Here is a 22,386-nt window from a genome sequence, read left to right as displayed (position 1 = left end):
ATCGAAGATCGACCAATTCCTAAGCAGGATAGCGGTTAATCATGAATTCTATGACAAAGCATCATCCACATGACTATCTGCCCGCCGCCGGGCACGACGCGCTGCTCCCGTGCTACGACCTGTTCGCCCGCCTGCTGGGCATGCCGAAGGTTTACGACACGCTGATCGCGCAGGCCGAACTCGCCGACGGCCAGCGGGTGCTGGAAATCGGCTGCGGCACGGGCAATCTCACCACCCGCGTCAAACGTGCCCACCCCGCCGTTGACGTCACGGGATCCGACCCCGATCCCCGGGCGCTGGACCGGGCGCGGCGCAAGGCGAATGGGCTCAAAGACATCCGCTTCGACCAGGCCTACGCCGAGCGGCTGCCCTACCCCGACGGCGAATTCGACCGGGTGCTGTCGTCGATGATGCTGCACCACATCAACGAAGACGCGAAACCCGCCGCCGCGCAGGAGATCTTCCGGGTGTTGCGTCCGGGCGGCCGGCTGCACCTGGTCGACATTGGCGGCGACGCGAGCGCCGACCACGGCCCGCTGGCGCGGCTCGTCAGGCGCAACCCCCACGCGGCCGGCAACCTCGGCGACGCCATCCCCCGACTGCTGACCGCGGCGGGCTTCGACTGCGCCGAGGTGGCATCGACGCCGCACCGCGTCCTCGGGCGGTTGAACTACTACCGCGCCACGCGCCCCTGATCAACCCGAAGGCCGCGGAACAGCCTCATGCGGTGGACATTGATCCGATAGAACAGGCCCGGCATCCTGCGGTACAAATGCCAAATGACCTGAACCGCAGCGGGAAACACAATCAGCGGCCGGTTGCGGTCCACGCCGCGCAGTATTGCGCGGGCCGCGGCCTGGGCGCTCATCTGTGGCATCAGGTAGTGAGTGCGCCGACTCAACGTCGCCACCTGATCGTGCGGCATGTTGACCACGACCATGTTGTCGTACATTTTCGTCTTCATGTCGCCCGGGCAGGCCGCGCTGACCCGCACGCCGAGGTCCGCTCCCTCGGCGCGCAGCGAAAGCGAAAGTCCCACGATCCCATGCTTGCTGGTGCAGTAGGGAACATTGCCCGGCTGTGGAACCAGCCCACTGAGCGATGAAATGTTCACGATGTGGCCGTGGCCCTGGCGCGCCATGACCTGATACGCGTGCATCGTCCCGTACACCACGCCGAGCAAGTCGACGTCGAGCACGTGGCGCCACTGCTGCATCGAGAGGTCGCGCGAATCCCCGCCGATCGCGATGCCGGCGTTGTTGATCATGTAGTCGACACGGCCGTATTCGGCCACGGCGCCGTCGACCAGCTTGGCCACCTCGGCTTCGTCGGCAACGTCCACCCGCACGGCGGCTGCCGCCACGCCGCGTTGCTCGAGACGGTCCGCCACCCGACGGGCGGCGTCGCCGTCGACATCGGCGACCACGACCGTGGCGCCGCGGCGCCCGAGCTCCTCACTGAGCGCCTCGCCCAAACCCATCCCGCCGCCGGTGACAATCGCCACGGCGCCCTCGAACCGCTGCATGACCCTGTCCTCTCCGGCGCGCCAATACCAGGAAAATTACATCTGATATAAGCTTACATCCAATGTAATAATTGGAAAGGATCGATTACGGCCGACGAGACAAGCCTGCGGGAACGCAAGCGGCAGCAGACCAGGCGGGAACTGATCACCGCGGCCATGCGCCTGTTCGAGGAGAAGGGCTACGAACAGACGACGGTGGCCGAGATCGCCTCAGCCGCGGGCGTTTCCACCAAGACCTTCTTCAACTACTTCACGAGCAAGGACGAGGTCCTCTTCCCCCACCTGTCGCGGCGGATCGACGCCGCGGTTGCCCTGATCGAGCGGCGCGGGCCGGATGCCCCGATGGCCGAGGTCCTCGTGGCCGCGATGCAACACATGTTGGCCGACGCCCTCACCGAGGAGGTCGAGGGTGGCCTGGCCGGAGTCCGGCTGCCGATGATCATGTCGGTGCCCGCGGTCCAAGCGGCCACGCTGCATCGCTACTTCCTCGCCGAGACCCAACTCGCCCGGGCCCTGCAGGGCGCCTATGCCGACACGCTCGACCCGGCGGCGGCCGCCGCCGTCATCGGCTCGGTAATGGGAGCGGCGATCGCCGCGGCGCTGGTGTGCCTACAGGAGGGCGACGACGGCCAACAGCTGCGCATCGCGGTCGAACGCGCCATCGACATCGCGATCCACGGGGTGAGCGACATCCCGCCTAGCGCTGGTCGAACGCGACCTTGACGGCTCCGCTGTCGCCCTGGTTGGCGATCGCCAGGAACGCCTCGCGCCACTGCTCGAGGCCGAAGGTGTGGGTCAGCATGGGGCGCAGGTCCACCCGGCCGGCGGCGGCCAGATCGAGGTAGTGCGCGATGGCGTGGCGGCGCTCGCCCTCGACCTCCTCGACGCCGAAGGCGTTCGAACCCACCCAGCTAATCTCCTTGAAATACAAGGGACTCCACTCCCACCGCCCGGGCGCGTGCACGCCGGCCTTCACCAACGTGCCGCGGGCCCGCAGCACCCGCACCCCGACCTCGAACGTCTCCGGCTTGCCGACGGTGTCGTAGACGACGTCGAGCGCCCCAGGGTAGGCCATCGGCAGGCCGAGCAGCGGCTGGCGCAGCCGGCCGCCGCCCCACGCGACCAGTTCCTCGATGACGGCCAGGCGCGGTTCGTGGTCCACCACCAGCGCCGCGCCGAACCGGCGGGCCAGGTCCTTCTGGGCCTCGAACCGCGCCACCACCGCGACGGCCACCTCGGGGTAGAGCGCCCGCAGGATCGCGACCGCGCATAACCCCAGCGAGCCGGCCCCGTACACCAGCGCCCGGCCCGAGGGCGGCGGCGGGTGGCGGGTGATCGCGTGCAGGGACACCGAAAACGGGTCGGCGAACACCGCCAGCTCGTCGGGCACGGAATCGGGAACCGCAAAGAGCATGCTGTCGTGGGCGGGCATCAGTTCCGCGTAGCCACCCGTCACGTCGGCCGAGACCCCGGTGTGGATGCCGGGCTTGATGTCGCCGTCGGTGAAGCTCCAGCACAGGCTGTAGTCACCGCTTTCGCAAGCGGGACAGGGGGGTTGGATGCCGCGCGGGCCGCAGGACAGCCACGGGTTGAGCACCACGCGCTGGCCGACCTCCAGCCCCCGGGCCTTGGGCCCCAACGCCAGGACGTCGGCGACCACCTCGTGGCCCATGACTTGCGGAAAAGAACAGAAGGCGGACATGGCGTTGTCGGCGTCGGCCTCGCCGAAGTCCATCAGGATCTGCTTGGAGTCCGACCCGCAGATGCCGGTCAGCCGCGGCCGCGTGAGCACCCAATCCTCGTGCAGCAGTTGTGGATCCGCGACTTCCCGCAGTGCGACCGGGCTGTGGGTCAGTGCGTCGTCGGGTCCCGGCGACCGCTCCGGCGGCACGCCGTACACCAGCGCCCTCATCGCGGTGCCATCCCGGCGACACCGGCGATGAACGCGTCGAGGTCGGCGTTCTTGGCGTCCACGACCGCTTTCATGTCCGGAACGTAATGCTCGAACGTGGCGCCGGCCAGCGCCTCGATGATGCCCTCGGCCACCTCGTCGGCGGGCACCTTCGGCCCCTGGTAGAGCGGTTCCTCGCTGCCCGGGTGATCCCAGATCTCGGTGTCGACGGGCCCCGGCTCGATCAGCTTCACCACAACCCCGCTGCCGTGCAGGTCGACGGCCATCGCCTCGCTCCAGCCGCACAGCGCGAATTTGCTTGCGCAATAGGCTGTTTCGTGGATGATGCCGAGCCGGCCGCCGACGCTGGACACGTTGACGATCAGGCCGGACCCGCGCTCCAGCATCCGCGGCAGCAGGGCCAGCGTGAGGCGCATCGGGGCGAAGAAGTTGATCCGCATGACGTCCTCGACCTCGTCGGGATCCAGGGCAGTGACCGGGCGCCGTTTCGGGATCGCGGCGTTGTTGATCAGCACGTCGACGCCGCCGAGCTCGTCCCACGCCCGCAGCGCCAGCTCCCGCAGCGCGGAGCTGTCCGCCAGGTCGGCCACCCACATCGCCGATTCCGGCGACGTCCGCCGGCAGTCCCCCAGCACCTCGGCCAGGCGATCCCGGCGACGGGCGATCAGCCCGACCACCGCCCCTCGCCCCGCCAATCGCCGGGCCAGGGCCGCGCCCAGTCCGGACGAGGCACCCGTGATCAGCACCCGCCTACCCGCCGCCTCGAAGGGCTCTGCGTTCGCCATCCGTCAAGGTTGCCGCGAATCGCGGGAAGCGTACAGTGGTGGAAGCTTGTTATATCGGCTAAATATTAGATTAACTACGTCCGAAGAGGGGCAGACCATGAGTTCCACCACCAGGTATGAGGGCGACACCTGGGACCTGGCCTCCAGCGTCGGGGTGACCGCGACGATGGTCGCGGCCGCCCGCGCCGTGGCGAGCCGTGCCGATCGTCCGCTCATCGACGACCCGTTCGCCGAGCCGCTGGTCCGGGCCGTCGGCGTCGACCTGCTCACCCGGCTGGCGACCGGCGAGGTGGATCCGAGCGACCTGAACGACGTGCACGACGGCGCCAACGGGTCGACCGGGGCGATGTCGCGGATGGCCGACAACATGGCGGTGCGCACCAAGTTCTTCGACGAGTTCTTCCTGAGCGCGACGCAGGCCGGCGTCAAGCAGGTCGTGATCCTGGCCTCGGGGCTGGACTCCCGTGCGTACCGGTTGGACTGGCCGGCCGGGACAGTGGTCTACGAGGTCGACCAGCCGCAGGTCATCGAGTTCAAGTCCCGCACGCTGGCCGAGCTCGGCGCCGCCCCGACCGCTTACCGGCGGGTGGTGGCCGTCGACCTGCGCGACGACTGGCCCGCCGCGCTGCGCGCCGCCGGATTCGACCCGACTCGGCCGACCGCGTGGAGCGCCGAGGGCCTGCTCGGCTACCTGCCCCCGGAGGCGCAGGACCGCCTGTTGGACACGATCACCGAACTCAGCGCTCCAGGCAGCCGGCTGGCGACGGAAAGCGCGCCCAGCCCCGAGCCCGGGGACGAGGAGAAGCTGAAGGAGCGCATGCAGCGGATCTCCGAACGCTGGCGTGCGCACGGCTTCGAGCTGGACATGGCGGGGTTGGTTTACTTCGGGGAGCGCAACGAGGCAGCCACGTACTTGAAAGAGCGCGGTTGGGCGCTGGAAGGCATCAGCATCCGAGACCTGTTCGCGGCCAACGACCTTCCGCCCCTGGAGGGAGACGACACCCGGATGGGCGACGTGCTCTACGTGAGCGGCACCCATGAGTGAGGGCCGCACCGACGGTGACAGCTGGGGACCGGCGTCCAGCGTGGGCGCGACGGCCACCATGGTCGCGGCCCCCCGCGCGGTGGCGTCACAGGGACCCGATGCGCTGCTCGACGACCCGTTCGCCGATCCCCTGGTCCGCGCCGTCGGGCTGGACCCGTTCATCCGCATCATCGACGGCGAGATCGATTTCGAGGACGACGCGCTGTTCAACCGGAAGACCCGGCGCGAACAGATCACGGTGCGGACCAGGTTCTTCGACGACTTCTTCACCGGCGCCACCGCCGACGGCGTGCGGCAGGCGGTGATCCTGGCCTCCGGCCTGGACACCAGGGCCTACCGATTGCCGTGGCCGGCCGGCACGGTGGTCTACGAGATCGACCAGCCCCAGGTCATCGCGTTCAAGACCGGCACGCTGGCCAATCTCGGCGCCGCCCCCACCGCCGAGCACCGCACGATCGCCGTCGACCTGCGCGACGACTGGCCAGCCGCGTTGGCCCAAGGCGGATTTGACGTCACCCGACCGACCGCGTGGAGCGCGGAGGGTCTGCTGCCCTACCTGCCGCCCGACGCCCAGGACCGGCTGTTCGACCACATCACGGCGCTGTCCGCGCCGGGCAGCCGGCTGGCCACCGAACACGTCCCGGACCCGAACGCGTTCACCGACGAGCGGTTGCAGCGCATCTCCGAGCGCTGGCAGCGATTCGGTTTCAACCTCAACGCGGCCGACCTGTTCTACCGCGGTGAGCGCAATGTCGTCGTCGACTACCTCGAGACGCGCGGCTGGCAGGTGACGGCCTACCCCGCCCGGGAGTTGCACGCCAGCAACGGGTTTGAATTCCCCGAGGACGCGATGGCTGCCGCCTTCGGCGACCTGAGTTACGTGGCCGCGACCTTCAAGTAGGGTTTCGCCCATGCCACGCGCTCATGACGACAACTGGGATCTGGCCTCCAGCGTGGGCGTCACCGCGACGATGGTCGCGGCCGGCCGCGCCATGGCGACGAGGGATCCCCGCGGCCTGATCAACGACCCGTTCGCCGAGCCATTGGTGCGCGCGGTCGGGGTGGATCTGTTCACCAAGATGCTGGACGGCGAGCTCGACCTCGACGCGTTCGAGAACGCGTCGCCGGCGCGCATGCAGGCGATGGCCGACGGAATGGCGGTGCGCACTAAGTATTTCGACGATTACTTCGTCGACGCCGCGGGCTCCGGGGTGCGCCAGGCGGTCATCCTGGCATCCGGCCTCGACTCGCGCGCCTACCGGTTGCCGTGGCCGGACGGCACGGTGGTCTACGAGATCGACCAGCCGCAGGTGATCGAGTTCAAGACGACGACGCTGGCCGGCATCGGCGCCGAACCCACCGCCACCCGGCGCACCATCGCCGTCGATCTGCGGCAAGACTGGCCGGCCGCGCTGCGGGAGGCCGGGCTGGACACGACCGCGCCGACCGCCTGGTTGGCCGAGGGCCTGCTGATCTACCTGCCGCCGGAGGCCCAGGACCGGCTGTTCGACAACATCACCGCGCTCAGCGCGCCCGGCAGCACCGTCGCCACCGAATTCGTCCCCGGCATCATCGATTTCGACCCCAGCCGGGTGCAGGACATGGCCGGCGTATTCCGCGAGCACGGCGTCGACGTCGACATGGCGTCACTGGTCTACACCGGGGAACGCAACCACGTCGTCGACTACCTGCGGTCCAAGGGGTGGGACGCCGAGGGCGTCGAGCGAACGGAACTGTTCCGGCGCAACGACATCGAGGTGCCGCCCCCGGAGCAGGACGATCCGCTCGGCGAGATCATCTTCATCAGCGGCAGGCTCGCGGGCTAGAGACGCGGGTTTCCCAGCCACAGCGCGCTGACGCCGCTCAGCGTCTGCTCGACGTTGCTGAGGATTCCGGCGATCGAGCGGCCCAGCAGCGCGCCCAGTGCATCCGGCAGCGAAGCGGCGGCCGGTTGCGACGAGGCCCGAGGCCGCACCAGGTCCAGCAGCGACGACCCGGGATAGCTGACGACGCGCACCTCGGCGTCCTCGTCCAGGCCGGCCAGGACCTTGGCCCGGCGCACCGCGGCCCGGAAGCCGCCGAGCTCGTCCACCAGGCCGCGTTCGAGGGCGTCGGCTCCGGTCCAAACCCGGCCCCGCGCAACGGCTTCCACGGCTTCGGCGCTCAACTTGCGCCCCTCGGCGACCCGTTCGACGAAGTCCTGGTACAGGAGGTCGGCCTCGGCCTCGCGATGCCGGCGCTGTTCCGGCGTGAACGGCGCGTCGGCCGACCAGGCGTCGGCATTCGCGTTGGTGCGCACCGTATCCGACGCGACCCCCAGGCGATCCTTCAGACCGCGCACCACCAGCTTGCCGGTGATCACGCCGATTGAGCCGGTGATCGTGCCGGGGTTGGCCAGGATCGCGTCGGCGCCCATCGCGACGTAGTAGCCCCCGGACGCCGCCACGGCACCCATCGACGCCACCACCGGCTTGCCGGCCTCGCGCGCCCTTGCCACCTCACGCCAGATGGTCTCCGACGCGATGACCGCGCCCCCCGGGCTGTCCACCCGCAACACGATCGCCGACACCGCGTCATCGGCGGCGGCCTCCCGCAGCGCCGCCGCAATGGTGTCGGCACCGGCGGTCGACGTGCCCAGCGGCAGGAACTGCGGGCCACCGCGTCCGGTGACGATCGTGCCGTCGACGGTGACCACGGCCAGCGTCGGCTTGGGCCGGCGGCCCGGGACCGACGGCACGGGCGGGCTGAGTCGCGGCCGGGCCGCGCCGGCATAGCGCGCCAGGTAGAGCCGTGGCGGGGTGTTTTCGTCCGAACCATCCTGCACGCCAACCAGTTCCGCGATCCGGGCGTAGGCCTCGTCGCGGAACCCGATCCGGTCGACGAGGCCGGAGGCCACCGCGTCGTCGCGCAGCAGCGGGCCCCTGTCGGCCAGTTCGTCGAGCGCCTCCGGTTCGACCTTGCGCGACTCGGCGATCGCTCCCCACACCTGCTCTTGCAGGCTCTCGAGCATCCGCGTGACGGCCTCGCGGTGGGCCTCGGTGAAGCCGCCCTCGGTCAAAAGGTTTGCCGCCGACTTGTATTCGCCCGTCGCGATGATCTGGGCTTCGATCCCCGCCTTCTCGAGCGCGTCGCGCAGGAACATGGCGTTGCTCGCGAAACCGATCAACCCGACGCTGCCCGAGGGCTGCATCCAGACCTCACCGAACGCCGAGGCCAGGTAGTAAGACAGCGTGCCCGGGTAGGTCTCGGCCCAGGCCAGCGACGGCTTGACGGCGGCGAACGCCGCGATCGCCTCCCGCAGTTCCTGGACCGCGGCCGGCGGCGCCGCCGCGAGCTGCACGCGCGCGATCAGCCCGGCGACCCGCGGGTCCTCGGCGGCGCGGTGGATCGCCGCGACGGTGTCGCGCAGCGACATCGGGCGGTTGCCCCCGGTGATGATCGCCACCGGATCAAAGCCGGTGCTCTCCGGCGGCGCCGAGCGCAGGTCGAACTCGAGGACGCAGCCGTTAGGGACGCCGTGGTGGCGCGCCGTGTCGACGCGGCCGGCGAGGGCGCGGACGTCATCGAGGCTTGGGACCGAGGGCAGGAAACCGAACATGTTCGCAGCCTACCGATCGGGCGCCGTACGGTGGTCGGGTGAGGTTTTCCATCGCGATCCCCCAATTCGACTACGACGGTTTCGACGCCCCTGGTCTGCGCGCCTACCTTGCCCGCGCCGAGGAGCTCGGGTTCGAGGCCGGCTGGGTGCTCGAGCAGATCATCGGCGAGGCGCCGCTGCTGGCGCCCCTGGAGCTGCTGGCGTATTGCGCCGCCTGCACCGAGCGGCTGCGCCTCGGGGTCGCCGTCTTGGTGACGTCGCTGCACGACCCCCTGCAGCTGGCCTCGTCCGCCACCGCCGTCGACCGGCTCAGCCACGGGCGGCTGGACATCGGGGTGGGGACCGGCGGCGGCTTTCGCCGATTCGATGCCTTCGGCGTCGAAAAGGCAACCTACATCTCGTATTTCACCGAGGGCCTGGAGCTGATGAAGGCGGCCTGGTCCGACGAGCCACGGGTGACGTTTCACGGGCGGTTCCGCGACGTCGACGACCTGCCCATTCAACCGAAGCCGGTGCAGCGGCCGCATCCGCCGATCTGGTTCGGCGGGCTGGCCCCCAAGGCGCTGGCCAGGGCGGTGCGCCACGGTGATTCGTTTCTGGGCGCGGGCTCGTCGACCACCGAGGCGTTCGCCGGGGCCGTCGCCGTGGTGCGCCGCGAACTCACCGAACAACGAAAGGACCCGGCGCAGTTCACCATTGGCAAGCGGGTCTACCTGACGGTCGACGACGACGCGGCGCGGGCCCGGGAGCGCGTGCTCGCGGGGCTGCGCCGCATCTATGGCGAAATGCCCGGCGTCGATGCGGTTCCCGTGTCGGGCACGCCCGATGACGTGGTGCGCGGGCTGCGCGAGGTGATCGACGCAGGGGCCGAGTACCTGCTACTCAACCCCGTCGGCGCCGACGTAGGAGAGAACCGCGAACAGATGGAACGCCTTGCCGCGGAGGTCATTCCGCAGCTGAGCTGACTACAGCTCGGTGACCGAGCCGCCCGCCGCGGTGATCTTCTCGCGCGCGCTGCCGCTGAACTTGTGCGCGGACAGGTCGACCTTGACGGTCAGCTTGCCGTCGCCGAGGACCTTGACCAACGAGTTCTTGCGAACCGCACCCTTGGCCACCAGCTCGTCCACGCCGACGGAACCGCCCTGCGGGAACAGCCGGTTGATGTCGCCGACGTTGACGATCTCGTACTCGGTGCGGAAGCGATTCCGGAATCCCTTGAGCTTGGGCAGCCGCATGTGAATCGGCATCTGGCCACCCTCGAAGGTCGCCGGCACGTTCTTGCGGGCCTTGGTGCCCTTGGTGCCGCGCCCGGCCGACTTGCCCTTGGAGCCCTCGCCGCGACCGACACGGGTGCGCGCTTTCTTCGACCCGGGCGCGGGTTTCAGGTCGTGCAATTTGATGGTCACTTGGCCTCCTCCACCTCGACGAGGTGGCGCACCACCGCGATCAGGCCGCGGGTCTGTGCGTTGTCCTCACGGACCACCGAATGGCGGATCCGCCGCAGGCCCAGGGTCCGCAGGCTCTCGCGCTGCTTCCAGCGAGCACCGATGGTGCTGCGCACCTGGGTGATCTTGAGCTGACTCATGGTTGCGCTCCCGAAATCTGAGCCTCACGCGCCGCCGCCGCACTGGCCAGTGCGTCGCTTTCCCGGCGCGCCTTCAACATGCCGGCCGGGGCGACGTCCTCGATCGGCAGTCCGCGGCGAGCGGCCACCTCCTCGGGACGCTGCAGGAGCTTGAGCGCGGCAACGGTCGCGTGCACCACGTTGATCGCGTTGTCGCTGCCCAACGACTTGGCCAGGATGTCGTGCACCCCAGCGCATTCCAGGACGGCGCGGGCTGCGCCGCCGGCGATGACACCGGTACCCGGGCTGGCCGGACGCAGCAGCACGACGCCCGCCGCGGCCTCACCCTGCACGGGGTGGGTGATGGTGCCGCCGATCAGCGGGACCCGGAAGAAGCCCTTGCGCGCCTCCTCCACGCCCTTGGCGATGGCGGCGGGCACCTCCTTGGCCTTGCCGTAGCCGACGCCGACCATGCCGTTGCCGTCGCCCACGATGACCAGAGCGGTGAAGCTGAATCGCCGTCCACCCTTGACCACCTTGGAGACGCGGTTGATGGCGACGACCCGCTCCAGGTAGTTGCTCTTATCGCCGTCGCGGTCACGACCGCCGCGGCCACCACCGTCGCGCCGGCCGCGGCTGTCGCGGCCGTCACCGCGCGAGTCGCGGCTGTCGCGGCTGTCCGGGCCCTGCCCACCGGCCGACTGTTCCGCCATTATGCGGTCCTTCCAGTTGTCATCAGGCTGATGTTGTTCATCAGAATCGCAATCCGTTCTCGCGCGCGGCATCCGCCAGCGCCGCGATCCGTCCGCCGTAGGTGTACCCGCCGCGGTCGAAGACCACGGTGTCGATGCCGGCGGCCTTCGCGCGCTCGGCGATCAACTGACCGACCCGCACGCTGCGCGCCTTCTTGTCGCCGTCCAGGCCACGCACGTCGGCCTCGATCGACGACGCCGCGGCCAGCGTCGTGCCGTTCTCGTCGTTGACCAGTTGCACGTGGATGTGCCGCGCGGAGCGGTGCACCACCAGCCGCGGGCGCTGCGGCGTGCCCGCCAGCTTCTTGCGCAGCCGCGCGTGCCTGCGCAGCCGGGAGACCCGCCGCGTCGCGGATACGTTCTGCCCCACCGGCTTTCCGACCGGGGCGGCCGTCTTCGTTTGCGCCATGACTACTTACCTGTCTTTCCGACCTTGCGGCGGATCTGCTCGCCCTCGTAGCGCACGCCCTTGCCCTTGTACGGGTCGGGACGGCGCAGGCGGCGGATGTTCGCCGAGATCTGACCGACCTTCTGCTTGTCGATCCCGGTGACCGTGAACTTCGTCGGTGACTGGACCGCGAACGTGATGCCCTCGGGCGCCTCGATCACGACGGGGTGGCTGTAGCCCAGCGCGAACTCGAGGTTGGAGCCCTTGAGCTGCACGCGGTAGCCGACACCGAAGATCTCCATCTTGACGGTGTAGCCCTCCGTCACGCCGGTGACCAGGTTGGACACCAGGGTCCGCGACAGCCCGTGCAACGAACGGTTGCGCCGCTCGTCGTTGGGGCGGGTGACCACGATCGCGCCGTCGTCGTTGCGCGCCACCGTGATCGGTTCGGCGACGGTCAGGTTCAGGCTGCCCTTGGGACCCTTCACCGACACGTTCTGGCCGTCGATCGTTACGTCGACTCCGGAGGGGACCGGAACCGGCTGCTTACCAATACGTGACATGTTTAACCCCTCACCACACGTACGCGAGGACTTCGCCGCCCACGCCCTGTCTGGCTGCCTGACGGTCGGTGAGCAGACCCGACGAGGTCGAGATGATCGCCACGCCCAGTCCGCCGAGCACGCGCGGCAGGTTGGTGGATTTCGCGTACACCCGCAACCCCGGCTTGGAAACACGGCGCAGGCCGGCGATGCTGCGCTCCCGGCTCGGCCCGTACTTGAGCTGGACGACCAGCGACTTGCCCACCCGAGCGTCTTCGGTGTGGAAGTCGTTGATGTAGCCCTCGTTCTTGAGGATCTGGGCGATGTTGGCCTTGATCTTGGAGTGCGGCAACGTCACCTCGTCGTGGTACGCCGAATTGGCGTTGCGCAGACGGGTCAGGAAGTCGGCGATCGGATCGGTCATCGTCATAGTTGCGTCCTATGTCCCGTCACCAGCTGCTCTTCTGCACGCCGGGCAGCTCGCCCGCGTGCGCCATCTCGCGCAGGCAGATTCTGCACAGCCCGAACTTGCGGAACACCGCGCGCGGGCGTCCGCACTTGCTGCAGCGGGTGTAGCCGCGCACCGCGAACTTCGGCTTGCGCGCGGCCTTGTTAACCAGTGCCTTCTTAGCCATCTAGTCAGTTCTCCTTGAACGGAAATCCGAGGGCCCGCAACAGGGCTCGTCCTTCGTCGTCAGTCGTCGCCGAGGTGACGACGTTGATGTCCATGCCGCGGACCCGGTCGATCTTGTCCACGTCGATTTCGTGGAACACCGACTGCTCGGCCAGTCCGAACGTGTAGTTGCCGACGCCGTCGAACTGCTTGGGCGAAAGCCCGCGGAAGTCACGGATACGCGGCAGCGCGATCGAGGTGAGCCGGTCAAGGAACTCCCACATGCGGTCCCCGCGCAGCGTCACGCGCACACCGATCGGCATGCCCTCGCGCAACTTGAACTGCGCGATGGACTTTCGCGCCTTGCGGATCTCCGGCTTCTGGCCGGTGATCAGCGCCAGGTCGTTGACCGCACCGTTGATCAGTTTGGCGTCGCGAGCCGCCTCGCCGACGCCCATGTTCACGACCACCTTGGTGATGGTCGGGATCTGCATGACGTTGCCGTAGCCGAACTGCTTGTGCAACGCATCGCGAATCTCGTTGCGGTAGCGCTCTTTGAGGCGCGGCTGAACCTTCTCTGCTGTGGTCATTAGATGTCCTTGCCGTTGCGCTTGGAGACGCGGACGCGCTTGCCGGTTTCCTCGTCCAGCCGGTAGCCGATGCGGGTGGGCTTGCCGTCCGAGTCGACCACCATCACGTTGGACACGTGGATCGGGGCTTCCTGCGTGACGATGCCGCCCGAGCGGGCGCCACGCTGGTTGGTCGAAACCGCGGTGTGCTTCTTGATCCGGTTGACGCCCTCCACCAGCACGCGGTTGCGTTCCGGGTACGCCTGCAGCACCTTGCCCTTGGCACCCTTGTCCTTGCCCGCGATGACGAGGACGGTGTCGCCCTTGTGGACCTTCATCTACAACACCTCCGGGGCCAGCGAGATGATCTTCATGAATCGCTTCTCGCGCAGTTCGCGCCCGACGGGCCCGAAGATGCGCGTCCCGCGCGGGTCGTTGTCGGGCTTGATGATCACCGCGGCGTTCTCGTCGAACTTGATGTAGCTGCCGTCGGGACGCCGGCGCTCCTTGACCGTGCGCACCACGACGGCCTTGACGACGTCCCCGCGCTTGACGTTGCCGCCGGGGATGGCGTCCTTGACCGTGGCGACGATGACGTCACCGATGCCGGCGTAGCGTCGCGACGAACCGCCGAGCACCCGGATGCACAAGATCTCCTTGGCGCCGGTGTTGTCGGCAACCTTCAGCCGCGATTCCTGCTGAATCACTCGATCTCCTGACCTGGTTTCATATGTGCACGGCAGGAGAAAACGTCTCAATGAGCAGTGCTCACCAAAAACCTGACGTGCGCGGTCTTTGTCACCTAAGGGCACGCGGGGCCGATAGTGCTTTCGCTTACCGGCCGAGGTCTGCCCAAGGCAACCCCTAGAGTCTAGGGGACGACCAGCTCAGAGCCAAATTCGCCTAGAAGGGCGGCGGTTCGTCGTCGCCGGTGGGTGGGGGCAGGGCGAAGTAGTCGCGGGTTTCCGATTTTCGGGCCAGGCGGGCGTCGCGGTTGTGGCGGCGTTCGGTGGCCACCCGGTAGGCGCGGTCTTGGGTGCGGGTGCGGCGGCGTTTGGGCATCATCGCGGCGCGTTGGTCGCAGTACTCGATGGGCGGGTCGGCCTCGGGAGTGGGCATGCCGCCGACGGCGTAACACAGGCTGGGGAACAGCAGCGCGCTGCCCGGGGTGGTGACATAGGTGTGCCCGGCCGGGGAGGTCAAGATCAGCGTCCCGTCGGCCAGTTGCTTTTCCGTCCAGCCCCAAAACGTCTTGATCAAATGATGAGTGCGGCAATAACACTTCAGGTTCGACGCATGCGTGGCCCCGCCCTGGGCGTACGGGATGGTGTGGTCGATATCGCAGCCGATCGCCGGGGCATCACAGCCCGGCCAACGGCACGTCAAATCCCGACACCGCACGAAATCGGCCAACGCCTTCGACGGCACATACCCGTCCTCCGGGGGCGCATCACCGGGGTGGATCAACGGCGTGAACTTGGCCGACTTGGCCAGCTCGGCGAGCAGGTCGGGGGTGATCAGCCCCTCCGCGCCCACCTCCGAGGCCGGCGCGCTGCCGTGCCCGTCCAGGGTGGCCTGCTCGGCGATCACATGAATCACCACCGGGCCCGCGGCCGGGCGTTTCCCCGCCGCGCAATCCGCCCGTCCGCAGCGGCAGGCCAGCCGATCCGCCCCGGCGGCCAGCGCGCCCAACGCGTCGGCGCGGCGCTGCTCGCGGGTGCGGGGATCGTGCGGGCACACGGTGGCCGCCAACGCGTTCAGCCGCTTGTCCAACGCATGCGCGTCCGGGCTCAGCAGCACCCCGCCGATCTCGGCGGTGCCGTCCTGATCCGGCCCGACCCAGATCTCCCGATCGCGCTGGGCCTTGGCGCGCCGGCGCACCGCATCTACATCTGCTTTGGCCACGATCCGATCCACCTGGGCGGCCAACCGACCCCGGCTCATCGACGGCCAGCGCGCCACATTGGCCGCCAGCTGCGCATCCACCCGCGCCAACACCTCGGGATCCTCGATCAGATCGGTGCGATACACGATCGTCTGAAACAGCCGAAAATCGATATCGCCGGCCCGAAACACCTCACCCACCTTCGGGAGCCGTTCGCGCATCGCCCGGGCGTAGCGCAGCCGACTAGCGGCCAGGCCCTGGCTGATCCGCAGCGCCGCCCCCACTTCGGCGGCGACGGCCTCCATGGTGTCGATCGCCCAATCCTCGGTCTCCGAACAGCGCGAGAGCCGATAGCCGAACAACCGCCCGATCGCCGCCAACTGCGCCGCCGCCGCCCGGTTCTCGATCCGCGCAAACACGCCGATCTCGTCGAGCAGCGCCGCGGACTGCGCCGTCGACGACGGATAGCACCGCTCGATCATCTCGTCGAACCGGGCAATCACCTCGGCCCGCGCAGCTTCGTCGAACATGTGTTCGAGTATAGCCGCGCCCGGCGACAAGAGTCGGTGGTCATCCCCCAGGACATCGCTGACAGTTTTGGTGGTCTTGGTGGTGACACCTCCGCCGGCCGCGGTGCTCGAATCCCGGACCCGGCTGAGGTCAAAGAATCAGGCCAGGCAGTACGGCCCTATGAGACGAGCCTCAGCTCGAATGTCGATACCAGGCGACGATATAGAGGACCAGCGCCGTCGCCAGCGCGATCAGGACCCAGATCACCACGGCCTGGTCGATCCACGAACCCGCGGGCGGGGTCCCGGGCAGGATGTTGCGCAGCGGCACGACGGCGAACAGCATCGCGGCGTACCAGGTGGAGAACGGCGGCAGGAATTGTCGCCGGCCGGTCAGCATCTGAATGGCCACGAACAGCGCCAGCGTCGGCAGCGTGATGAGGACCAGGCAGATCCCGAGGTCGAACACCAACGGGCCTTTGGCCCGGTGCAGCGTGATGACGACGTTGTCCGGGCGGTCCGGGTCGCTCGGGTTGCGCGCGACGCGGGTGGCCGCGATGTCCCAGCCGTCCAGCTTTCCGGTCACCTCGACCCGGCCGGGTTTTAATACGCGGTTTTCGCCCGACCCGACGAGGACGTCGGACTGGATGGTGTCGGTCCTATACGAGTCGAACGGCCAGTCGCTGGGGTCACCGTGCGCCTCGATGGTGGTGGCCACCTGCGCCGGCAACTTCCCCACCGGGTACTGCAGGTCTCCGAGGTCGTTCTGCGGAAAGATGCGCACGGACGTGTCGGTGTTCAAGACGTTGAGGCGCTTGTTGATCATCGAATCGTCGGGCATCACCAAGACCTTCACGTCGAGGCGATTGGCCACGGTGTGCAGCTGCTCGAAACGCATCAAGACCACCGTGCCGTCGGCGGTGTTCAGTTCCGGGTCGGGAAGCGGGCCCGGCGCGGTGGCCAGCCAGTGATAGCCGAGCAGCGACAGGACGTAAACGACGGCGACGCCCACGATGATCGAGATGTCGAGGACAAGGTGCCGCCGTCGGGGCTTACGCTCCGGCGCGGCCGGTGCGGGCGGCGCCGTGGGGGCAGTGCCGTGGCCGTTCGAGGGCAGCGCTACGACGACGTCCCGTTGAACCGACACGGACGCAGACTAGCAACGGCGCTATTTGCTGGCACCCTGAAGCGAGCCTCGCTACGAGTTCTTAACAGAGGGCGCTACCAGCGTTAACATGCCGGCGTTAACCGGCGCGCCCCGACGTCAGTCGCCTTGCCGCACCCAGGCGAAGATGTACAGGCTCATCGCCGTCACCAGAGCGATCAGCACCCACTGGACGATGGCCTGGTCGATCCAGGAACCGGGCGGTGGCGCACCGGGAAGGATGTTGCGCAACGGGACGATGGCGAACAGGTTCGCGGCGTACCAGGTTGCGAAGGGTGGCAAGAACTTACGCCGGCCCAGCGCCATCGGGATGGCGACCAACAGCGCCAGGGTGGGCAGGCTGATGAGAACCAGGCAGATGCCGAGGTCGAAAATCAGCGGCCCCTTGGCCCGCTTCAATGTGATGACCACGTTCCCGTTGTCCGAACCGCGTTGGGTTGGCAGCGCGGCCGGGTCGTGCAGGCGGGTGACCGTGGCGTCCCACCCGTCCAGCTCCCCGGTCACTTCCACCCGGGCGGGCACCTTTTTGACGTTGTCGCCCGTCCCGACGAACGCATCGGCCGAGATCGGCTCGGTGCTGTAGGAGTCGAAGGGCCAGTTACCCGGATCGCCGTGCGCCTGGACGGCCGTCGTGAGCTGCCCCGGGGCCTTCCCCTTCGGGTAATGCAGGTCCCCCAACTCGCTCGTCGGATACAGGCGCACGCCGACGTCGGTACCCAGGACGTCGAGTCGATTGTCGTAGGCCGAAATCCCTGGATAGACAAGCACATTCACGGTCAGGCGGTTCGCCACCGTCTTGAGCTCCTCGAGGCGCAGCTGCACGATGGTGGCATCGCCGCCACCCTGGCTGAGGTCCAATGGCGGAAGCGGGGCCTCGGCTTCCTGCAATTGGTGCACGCCGAACAGCGACAGGGCATAAGTGGAGACGACAACCACAAGGATCGCGATGCCGATCGCGATGCGCGGTCGCGACCGTGGTTTGCGCGCCGGCGGCGGGGGCGTCGGCGGTGTGTCCGGGGGTGGGGGCGGGGCCTGTGTCGCCGGGGCCTCGGTGGTCGCTGCAACCCCGTCGATGACATCTGGCTCGTCTACGGCCGACACGTGGCGATGCTAGCGAATTCGCGGCGACCGCGCGCGATGACGGAAGGTCCGTCACTCGCCGTCCACCCGACGGTAACCCCTTGGTCGCATTTGCTGGCTGAGGTGCGGCGCAGAGCCGGTCCCGGTTTGCTGCGCGGTCGGCGCCGGGCGGCCTATACCGACGCGTGGTCCGCGACGCAGCGAAACCCGATGTGCGTCGTCGCGGTGTCCTGCGACTGCGGCGACCGTGCGGCCGGCCGGTAGCGGTGGCAGTATTCCGGCGCGCACAGGTGCGACCCGCCCTTCAACGTCTGGCTGACGCTCGGGTCCGCGGGCCCCGACGGCGCGCAACAGGCCTTCGGTGGCTCATCGAGCCGGTGGTGCGCGGAAAACTCGGTGGCGGTCCACTCCCACACGTTGCCGATCAGGTCGAGCAGCCCAAATCCGTTGGGCGGGAAGGTCCCCACCGGGGAGGTGCCCACCCAGCCGAGCGCGCCGTCGTTGCGGTACGGAAACTTTCCCTGCCACGTGTTGGCCATCAGCCGACCATCGGGGTTCGCTTCCTCCCCCCAGGAGTAGGTCCCCGCATTTCCGCCGCGGGCCGCATACTCCCACTCGGCCTCGGTGGGCAGCCGCCGGCCGGCCCAACGCGCGTAGGCCGCGGCGTCGGGATACGCCACCTGCACCACCGGATGATCCGCCCGGCCCGTGAGATCGCTGTCCGGTCCGAACGGATTTCGCCAGTTGGCCCCGGGCACCCAGGCCCACCACTGGCGCCAGTCACGCAGGTCGACCGGCCCCGGCGTCGGGCGGAAGACCATGGCGCCGGGCACCAGGTCTTTCGGATCCGCCCCCGGGTAGAGCGCCGGGTCGATCGGTTGCTCGGCCACCGTGACATAGCCTGTGGCGGCGACGAATTCGGCGAACTGCGCGTTGGTCACCGGATGCCGTTCCACCGCGAACGGCCCCACCGTCACCGTGTGGATCGGCGCCTCTTCCGGATAGAAGCTCGTCGAGCCCATGCGGAACGATCGGCCGGGCAGGTCGACCAGCTCGGTGAGCACCCCTTCAGGGTAGGACGACCGTGCGCCGCGGCCTCAGTCCGATTGTCGGTACCAGGTGAGCATGTACAGGGCCATCGCGGCGACGAGCGCCATCAGCACCCAGATCACCAGGACCTGGTCGATCCACGCGCCCGGTGGCGGCGACCCGGGCAGGAAATTGCGGATCGGGATCACGGCGAACAGCATGGCGGCGAACCACGTCACGAACGGCGGCACGAATTTCCGCCTGCCCAAGGCGATTTGGATGGCGACGGCGAACGCCAGGGTGGGCAGGGCGAACAGCACCAGGCAGATGCCCAAGTCGAAGATCAGCGGCCCCTTGGCGCGGTGCAACGTGATGATCACGTTGTCCGGGCGATCCGCCTCCTGGCTTGCCTCACCCACCCGCTGGACGCTGACGTCCCAGCCGTCCAGCGCCCCGGCGACCTCGACCCGGGCGGGTATGTACTGGCGGGCATCGCCTTGCCCGACGAGCACCTCCGCCGACAGGGTGTCGGTGCTGTAGGAGTCGAACGGCCAGTTGTTGGGATCGCCGTGCGCCTCGATCGTGGTGGCGACCTGCGCCGGCGACTTCCCCGCCGGATATTGCAGGTCGCCCAGGTCATTCGGCGGGTCCATCCGCACGGCGGTGTCTGTCTTGAGCACATCGAGGCGCTTGTCGAACATGTTGTCCTCGGGAATCACGAGCACCTTGACCGTGAGGCGATTCGCGACGGTTTCCAGCTTTTCCAGACGCACCAGCACGACCGTGTCGTTGGTCGCGTTCAAGTCCGGCGGCTTGATCGGCGCCGCCGATTTGGCCAGCAAATGGACCCCGAACAGCGACAGGCCGTAGACGATGAGGAACGCGACCAGGATGCCGATCACCAACAGGGTGCGGCTTCGCTTGCGGGCGGGGGGCGCCTCGGGGGGCGCCGCGGCGGGTTGCTCCGGTGGCGTTGGAGGCGGCGGAGCCGGTGGGGCTTGATGGGTCATCGGTCAGCACCTCCGTTGGGTGGCAGCAACTCGGCGGGCCATGCGCGGATTAGATCGTAGCGAACCGGTCGCGTCCGCGCGAGGAGTCAAAATTTACTTCATCAATCAGGTAATTTCCGTCAACCCGCGCAACGGTTGCTCGCTACTCAGCGAAACCCGGCGGTCGGCCCAATTGCCGACCCGTTCATCCATTGTTGGTTTGCCTGTTAATTCGGTGGCTGTAGAAGTCGAGGTGTATCCGGACACAACAGCTCGCCGTCGACGCCGGGCGCCACCATCGCCTGGAGGCAATCACCGTGAGGCACACGCGACCGGCCGCCGCCATCAGCTTGCTGGCGGCGGTTGCCATGGTGGGCTCGGCATGCAGCAACTCCCACGCGACCCTGGCGTATGCCGCGGGCGCCAAGGTCGACTGCGGCGGCAAACAGACCCTGATCGCCAGCGGGTCGACCGCCCAGGCGAATGCGATGACGAAGTTCGTCGAGGCGTACCACCGGGCCTGCCCGGGGCAGAACCTCAACTACACCGCCAACGGGTCGGGCAGCGGGATCAGCGAATTCCTTTCCGGCAAGACCGATTTCGGCGGATCGGACACTCCCCTCGCCGAGGATCAGTACGCCGCCGCCAAACAGCGGTGCGGCGGCGCCGACGCCTGGAACCTGCCCGTGGTGTTCGGCCCGATGGCCATCACCTACAACCTCGGCGCCGTCGACTCCCTGGTCCTCGACGCGCCCACACTGGCGAAGATCTTCAACGGCACCATCACCCGCTGGGACGACCCGGCGCTTACCGCGTTCAACACCTCCATGCCGTCCGAGGACATCAAAGTCATCTACCGCAGCGACGCGTCCGGCACCACCGACAACTTCCAGAACTACCTGCAGTCCGCGTCCGGCGGGGCGTGGAAACAGGGCACCGGCAAGACGTTCAAGGGCGGGGTCGGCATCGGCGCCGCCGGCAACAAGGGCACCTCGGAGCTCGTGAAAACCACGGAGGGTGCGATCAGCTACAACGAGTTGTCATTCGCGCTCCAGCAAGGCCTTTTCGCCGCCGAGATCAAGACCCCCGCGAGCCGCCGCTCGCTGCGCCCGGTGCGCATCGGCACCGACACGGTCGGCAAGACGATCCTGGGCGCCAAGATCACGGGCGCCGGCAACAACCTCGTGCTCGACATTTCGTCGTTCTACAACCCGGCCCAGCCGGACGTCTACCCGATAGTCCTGGCCACATACGAGATCGTCTGCTCGAAGTACCCCAACGCCGACGACGCCAAGGCGGTCAAGGCGTTCCTGCAGGCGGCGATCGGGCCCGGCCAGGTCGAGCTGGCCAGGAACGGCTACATCCCGCTGCCGCCCGACTTCCAGTCCCGAGTCTCGAGCGCCGTCGACGCGATCAGCTGGGCCGGAGCGGCGGTTGCGGAGTAGGCGTTCAGCCCTTCTTCGGTGACCTTCGGTCCCGTTGCTGCCACCAACCGGACAGGAACAGGGCCATCGCGGTGACCAGTCCGATCAGCACCCAGAGCACGACGGCCTGGTCGATCCAGGAACCGTAGGGTGGGCTGCCCGGCAGGATGCTGCGCAGCGGGACGATGGCAAAGAGCATCGCGCCGTACCACGTCACCATCGGCGGCAAGAACGACGTCCGGCCCAGCGACACGGGAATGGCCACCCATAGTGCCAACACCGGCAAGGCGATGAGGACGAGGCAGATTCCAAGGTCGAAGATCAGCGGACCCTTGGCCCGCTTCAAGGTGATGGTCACGTCGTCCTGGACGTCCGGGTTGGAGTCCGCCGGGTCATGGACGCGGGTGACGCTGGCGTCCCAACCATCGAGCTTTCCGGATACCTCGACGCGCGCGGGCGCCTTCTCGCGGTTCTGACCGGAACCGGTGAACACGTCGGCCGCGATGACCTCCGTCTTGTAAGTGTCGAAGGGCCAGTTACCGGGATCACCGTGCGCCTCAATGGTGGTGCTGACCTGTGCCGGCGCTTTTCCGACCGGGTATTGCAGGTCGCCGAGGTCGTTCTCCGGATACAGGCGCACGGCCGCGTCGGTTGTGAGCACCCCGAAGTTCTTGTCGTAGAGCGAATCCTTCGGGTAGACAAGGACATTCACCGTCAAGCGGTTGGCGACGGTATCGAGTTTCTCGAGGCGCACCTGCACGACGCTGTCCTCGGCCTCGACCTTGCTCAGGTCCGCCGCGGGCAGCGGCGGCGTCGATTTCGCCAGCAAATGCACCGCGATCAGGGACAGGACGTAGATGACGATGAGGGCGACGACGATCCCGAACGCGATCGCAAAGCGCGGTCCACGCGACTGGGGTGGCGCCGGCGGCGGGGGTGCTTCGGCGGTCATTGGGGCATCACGGGGCCAGATGCTACCGCCCGCCGGCCCTGAAACCGCTCTTTTTCAGGG

27 protein-coding genes are annotated in these 22,386 nt (G+C 68.2%); 7 read left to right on the top strand and 20 right to left on the bottom strand.

All coding sequences use genetic code 11. The features are described from left to right. Positions 1–50: 50 nt before the first annotated feature. Positions 51–695 carry a class I SAM-dependent methyltransferase gene (locus AC5Y4S_RS00690; RefSeq protein ID WP_500029190.1) on the top strand — a complete coding sequence of 215 codons (645 nt, stop codon included), beginning with the start codon at positions 51–53 and terminating at the stop codon, positions 693–695. Here the strand turns inward: AC5Y4S_RS00690 and AC5Y4S_RS00685 are convergent. Beyond that, complete coding sequence (locus AC5Y4S_RS00685) at positions 674–1,525, bottom strand: SDR family NAD(P)-dependent oxidoreductase (protein ID WP_500029189.1); 852 nt, start codon at positions 1,523–1,525, stop codon at positions 674–676. The two genes, AC5Y4S_RS00690 and AC5Y4S_RS00685, sit on opposite strands and share 22 nt — an antisense overlap. Before the next feature lie 57 nt (positions 1,526–1,582). On the opposite strand from AC5Y4S_RS00685, the gene AC5Y4S_RS00680 reads away from it, so the two are divergent. Further along, positions 1,583–2,248 (top strand): TetR/AcrR family transcriptional regulator, encoded by a 666-nt coding sequence (locus AC5Y4S_RS00680; protein ID WP_500032001.1) that lies wholly within the window; start codon positions 1,583–1,585, stop codon positions 2,246–2,248. Here AC5Y4S_RS00680 and AC5Y4S_RS00675 read toward each other — a convergent pair. Continuing rightward, on the bottom strand, positions 2,223–3,437 hold the full coding sequence (locus AC5Y4S_RS00675) for a zinc-dependent alcohol dehydrogenase (RefSeq protein WP_500029188.1): 1,215 nt from the start codon (positions 3,435–3,437) through the stop codon (positions 2,223–2,225). The two genes, AC5Y4S_RS00680 and AC5Y4S_RS00675, sit on opposite strands and share 26 nt — an antisense overlap. Further along, positions 3,434–4,222, bottom strand: coding sequence for an SDR family NAD(P)-dependent oxidoreductase (locus tag AC5Y4S_RS00670; protein ID WP_500029187.1), 789 nt, complete (start codon positions 4,220–4,222; stop codon positions 3,434–3,436). The genes AC5Y4S_RS00675 and AC5Y4S_RS00670 overlap by 4 nt, the downstream gene beginning before the upstream one ends. Before the next feature lie 97 nt (positions 4,223–4,319). Between AC5Y4S_RS00670 and AC5Y4S_RS00665 the strand changes: the two genes are divergently transcribed. From AC5Y4S_RS00665 to AC5Y4S_RS00655, 3 genes are read left to right on the top strand one after another with little or no spacing between them, the layout of a single operon-like run. Then, positions 4,320–5,267 carry a class I SAM-dependent methyltransferase gene (locus AC5Y4S_RS00665; protein WP_500029186.1) on the top strand — a complete coding sequence of 316 codons (948 nt, stop codon included), beginning with the start codon at positions 4,320–4,322 and terminating at the stop codon, positions 5,265–5,267. Next, a complete protein-coding gene (locus AC5Y4S_RS00660) occupies positions 5,260–6,168 on the top strand; it encodes a class I SAM-dependent methyltransferase (RefSeq protein WP_500029185.1) in 909 nt (302 codons plus the stop codon). Before AC5Y4S_RS00665 ends, AC5Y4S_RS00660 begins: the two co-directional genes overlap by 8 nt. Positions 6,169–6,178: 10 nt before the next feature. Further along, complete coding sequence (locus AC5Y4S_RS00655) at positions 6,179–7,093, top strand: class I SAM-dependent methyltransferase (RefSeq protein ID WP_500029184.1); 915 nt, start codon at positions 6,179–6,181, stop codon at positions 7,091–7,093. Here AC5Y4S_RS00655 and sppA read toward each other — a convergent pair. Continuing rightward, on the bottom strand, positions 7,090–8,865 hold the full coding sequence (sppA, locus tag AC5Y4S_RS00650) for a signal peptide peptidase SppA (protein ID WP_500029183.1): 1,776 nt from the start codon (positions 8,863–8,865) through the stop codon (positions 7,090–7,092). The two genes, AC5Y4S_RS00655 and sppA, sit on opposite strands and share 4 nt — an antisense overlap. Before the next feature lie 38 nt (positions 8,866–8,903). Between sppA and AC5Y4S_RS00645 the strand changes: the two genes are divergently transcribed. Beyond that, on the top strand, positions 8,904–9,830 hold the full coding sequence (locus AC5Y4S_RS00645; protein ID WP_500029182.1) for an LLM class flavin-dependent oxidoreductase: 927 nt from the start codon (positions 8,904–8,906) through the stop codon (positions 9,828–9,830). Here the strand turns inward: AC5Y4S_RS00645 and rplO are convergent, their stop codons facing one another. The 15 genes from rplO to AC5Y4S_RS00570 form a co-directional block, all read right to left on the bottom strand. Beyond that, entirely contained in the window at positions 9,831–10,271 is a 441-nt protein-coding gene (rplO, locus tag AC5Y4S_RS00640; RefSeq protein WP_068104476.1) for a 50S ribosomal protein L15, read from the bottom strand. Continuing rightward, positions 10,268–10,450, bottom strand: coding sequence for a 50S ribosomal protein L30 (rpmD, locus tag AC5Y4S_RS00635; RefSeq protein ID WP_068104474.1), 183 nt, complete (start codon positions 10,448–10,450; stop codon positions 10,268–10,270). Before rpmD ends, rplO begins: the two co-directional genes overlap by 4 nt. Next, positions 10,447–11,142 (bottom strand): 30S ribosomal protein S5, encoded by a 696-nt coding sequence (gene rpsE, locus AC5Y4S_RS00630; protein WP_500029181.1) that lies wholly within the window; start codon positions 11,140–11,142, stop codon positions 10,447–10,449. Before rpsE ends, rpmD begins: the two co-directional genes overlap by 4 nt. Positions 11,143–11,182: 40 nt before the next feature. Then, positions 11,183–11,551 (bottom strand): 50S ribosomal protein L18, encoded by a 369-nt coding sequence (gene rplR, locus AC5Y4S_RS00625; RefSeq protein ID WP_500032000.1) that lies wholly within the window; start codon positions 11,549–11,551, stop codon positions 11,183–11,185. Positions 11,552–11,592: 41 nt separating this feature from the next. Then, complete coding sequence (gene rplF, locus AC5Y4S_RS00620; RefSeq protein ID WP_068104467.1) at positions 11,593–12,132, bottom strand: 50S ribosomal protein L6; 540 nt, start codon at positions 12,130–12,132, stop codon at positions 11,593–11,595. Positions 12,133–12,142: 10 nt separating this feature from the next. After that, on the bottom strand, positions 12,143–12,541 hold the full coding sequence (gene rpsH / locus AC5Y4S_RS00615) for a 30S ribosomal protein S8 (RefSeq protein ID WP_067158795.1): 399 nt from the start codon (positions 12,539–12,541) through the stop codon (positions 12,143–12,145). Positions 12,542–12,560: 19 nt separating this feature from the next. After that, positions 12,561–12,746 (bottom strand): type Z 30S ribosomal protein S14, encoded by a 186-nt coding sequence (locus AC5Y4S_RS00610; protein WP_011739072.1) that lies wholly within the window; start codon positions 12,744–12,746, stop codon positions 12,561–12,563. Positions 12,747–12,750: 4 nt separating this feature from the next. Continuing rightward, positions 12,751–13,314 (bottom strand): 50S ribosomal protein L5, encoded by a 564-nt coding sequence (gene rplE, locus AC5Y4S_RS00605; RefSeq protein WP_067006259.1) that lies wholly within the window; start codon positions 13,312–13,314, stop codon positions 12,751–12,753. Continuing rightward, a complete protein-coding gene (gene rplX, locus AC5Y4S_RS00600; protein WP_068104465.1) occupies positions 13,314–13,631 on the bottom strand; it encodes a 50S ribosomal protein L24 in 318 nt (105 codons plus the stop codon). Before rplX ends, rplE begins: the two co-directional genes overlap by 1 nt. Further along, complete coding sequence (gene rplN / locus AC5Y4S_RS00595) at positions 13,632–14,000, bottom strand: 50S ribosomal protein L14 (protein ID WP_003403649.1); 369 nt, start codon at positions 13,998–14,000, stop codon at positions 13,632–13,634. A gap of 196 nt (positions 14,001–14,196) precedes the next feature. Next, positions 14,197–15,708, bottom strand: a complete 1,512-nt coding sequence (locus AC5Y4S_RS00590; RefSeq protein WP_500029180.1) for an HNH endonuclease signature motif containing protein — start codon at positions 15,706–15,708, stop codon at positions 14,197–14,199. 172 nt (positions 15,709–15,880) lie between these two features. After that, complete coding sequence (locus AC5Y4S_RS00585; RefSeq protein WP_500031997.1) at positions 15,881–16,804, bottom strand: DUF4436 domain-containing protein; 924 nt, start codon at positions 16,802–16,804, stop codon at positions 15,881–15,883. A gap of 147 nt (positions 16,805–16,951) precedes the next feature. After that, entirely contained in the window at positions 16,952–17,812 is an 861-nt protein-coding gene (locus AC5Y4S_RS00580) for a DUF4436 domain-containing protein (RefSeq protein ID WP_500031995.1), read from the bottom strand. 293 nt (positions 17,813–18,105) lie between these two features. Next, positions 18,106–18,996: a formylglycine-generating enzyme family protein gene (locus tag AC5Y4S_RS00575; protein WP_500029179.1), complete on the bottom strand. Its 891-nt coding sequence runs from the start codon at positions 18,994–18,996 to the stop codon at positions 18,106–18,108. A 33-nt stretch (positions 18,997–19,029) separates the two neighbouring features. Then, the gene (locus AC5Y4S_RS00570) at positions 19,030–19,971 is read right to left on the bottom strand and encodes a DUF4436 domain-containing protein (RefSeq protein ID WP_500029178.1); all 942 of its coding nucleotides are present in this window, start codon (positions 19,969–19,971) and stop codon (positions 19,030–19,032) included. Between the two features lie 296 nt (positions 19,972–20,267). Between AC5Y4S_RS00570 and pstS the strand changes: the two genes are divergently transcribed. Further along, the gene (gene pstS, locus AC5Y4S_RS00565; RefSeq protein ID WP_500029177.1) at positions 20,268–21,395 is read left to right on the top strand and encodes a phosphate ABC transporter substrate-binding protein PstS; all 1,128 of its coding nucleotides are present in this window, start codon (positions 20,268–20,270) and stop codon (positions 21,393–21,395) included. 4 nt (positions 21,396–21,399) lie between these two features. On the opposite strand, the gene AC5Y4S_RS00560 is transcribed toward pstS, so the two are convergent. After that, complete coding sequence (locus AC5Y4S_RS00560; protein WP_500029176.1) at positions 21,400–22,326, bottom strand: DUF4436 domain-containing protein; 927 nt, start codon at positions 22,324–22,326, stop codon at positions 21,400–21,402. Positions 22,327–22,386 lie beyond the last annotated feature (60 nt).

Source organism: Mycobacterium sp. NGS64 (genome assembly GCF_059812245.1).
Note: the sequence above shows the minus strand (reverse complement) of the source record. Positions and strands in the feature narration are given on the sequence as shown.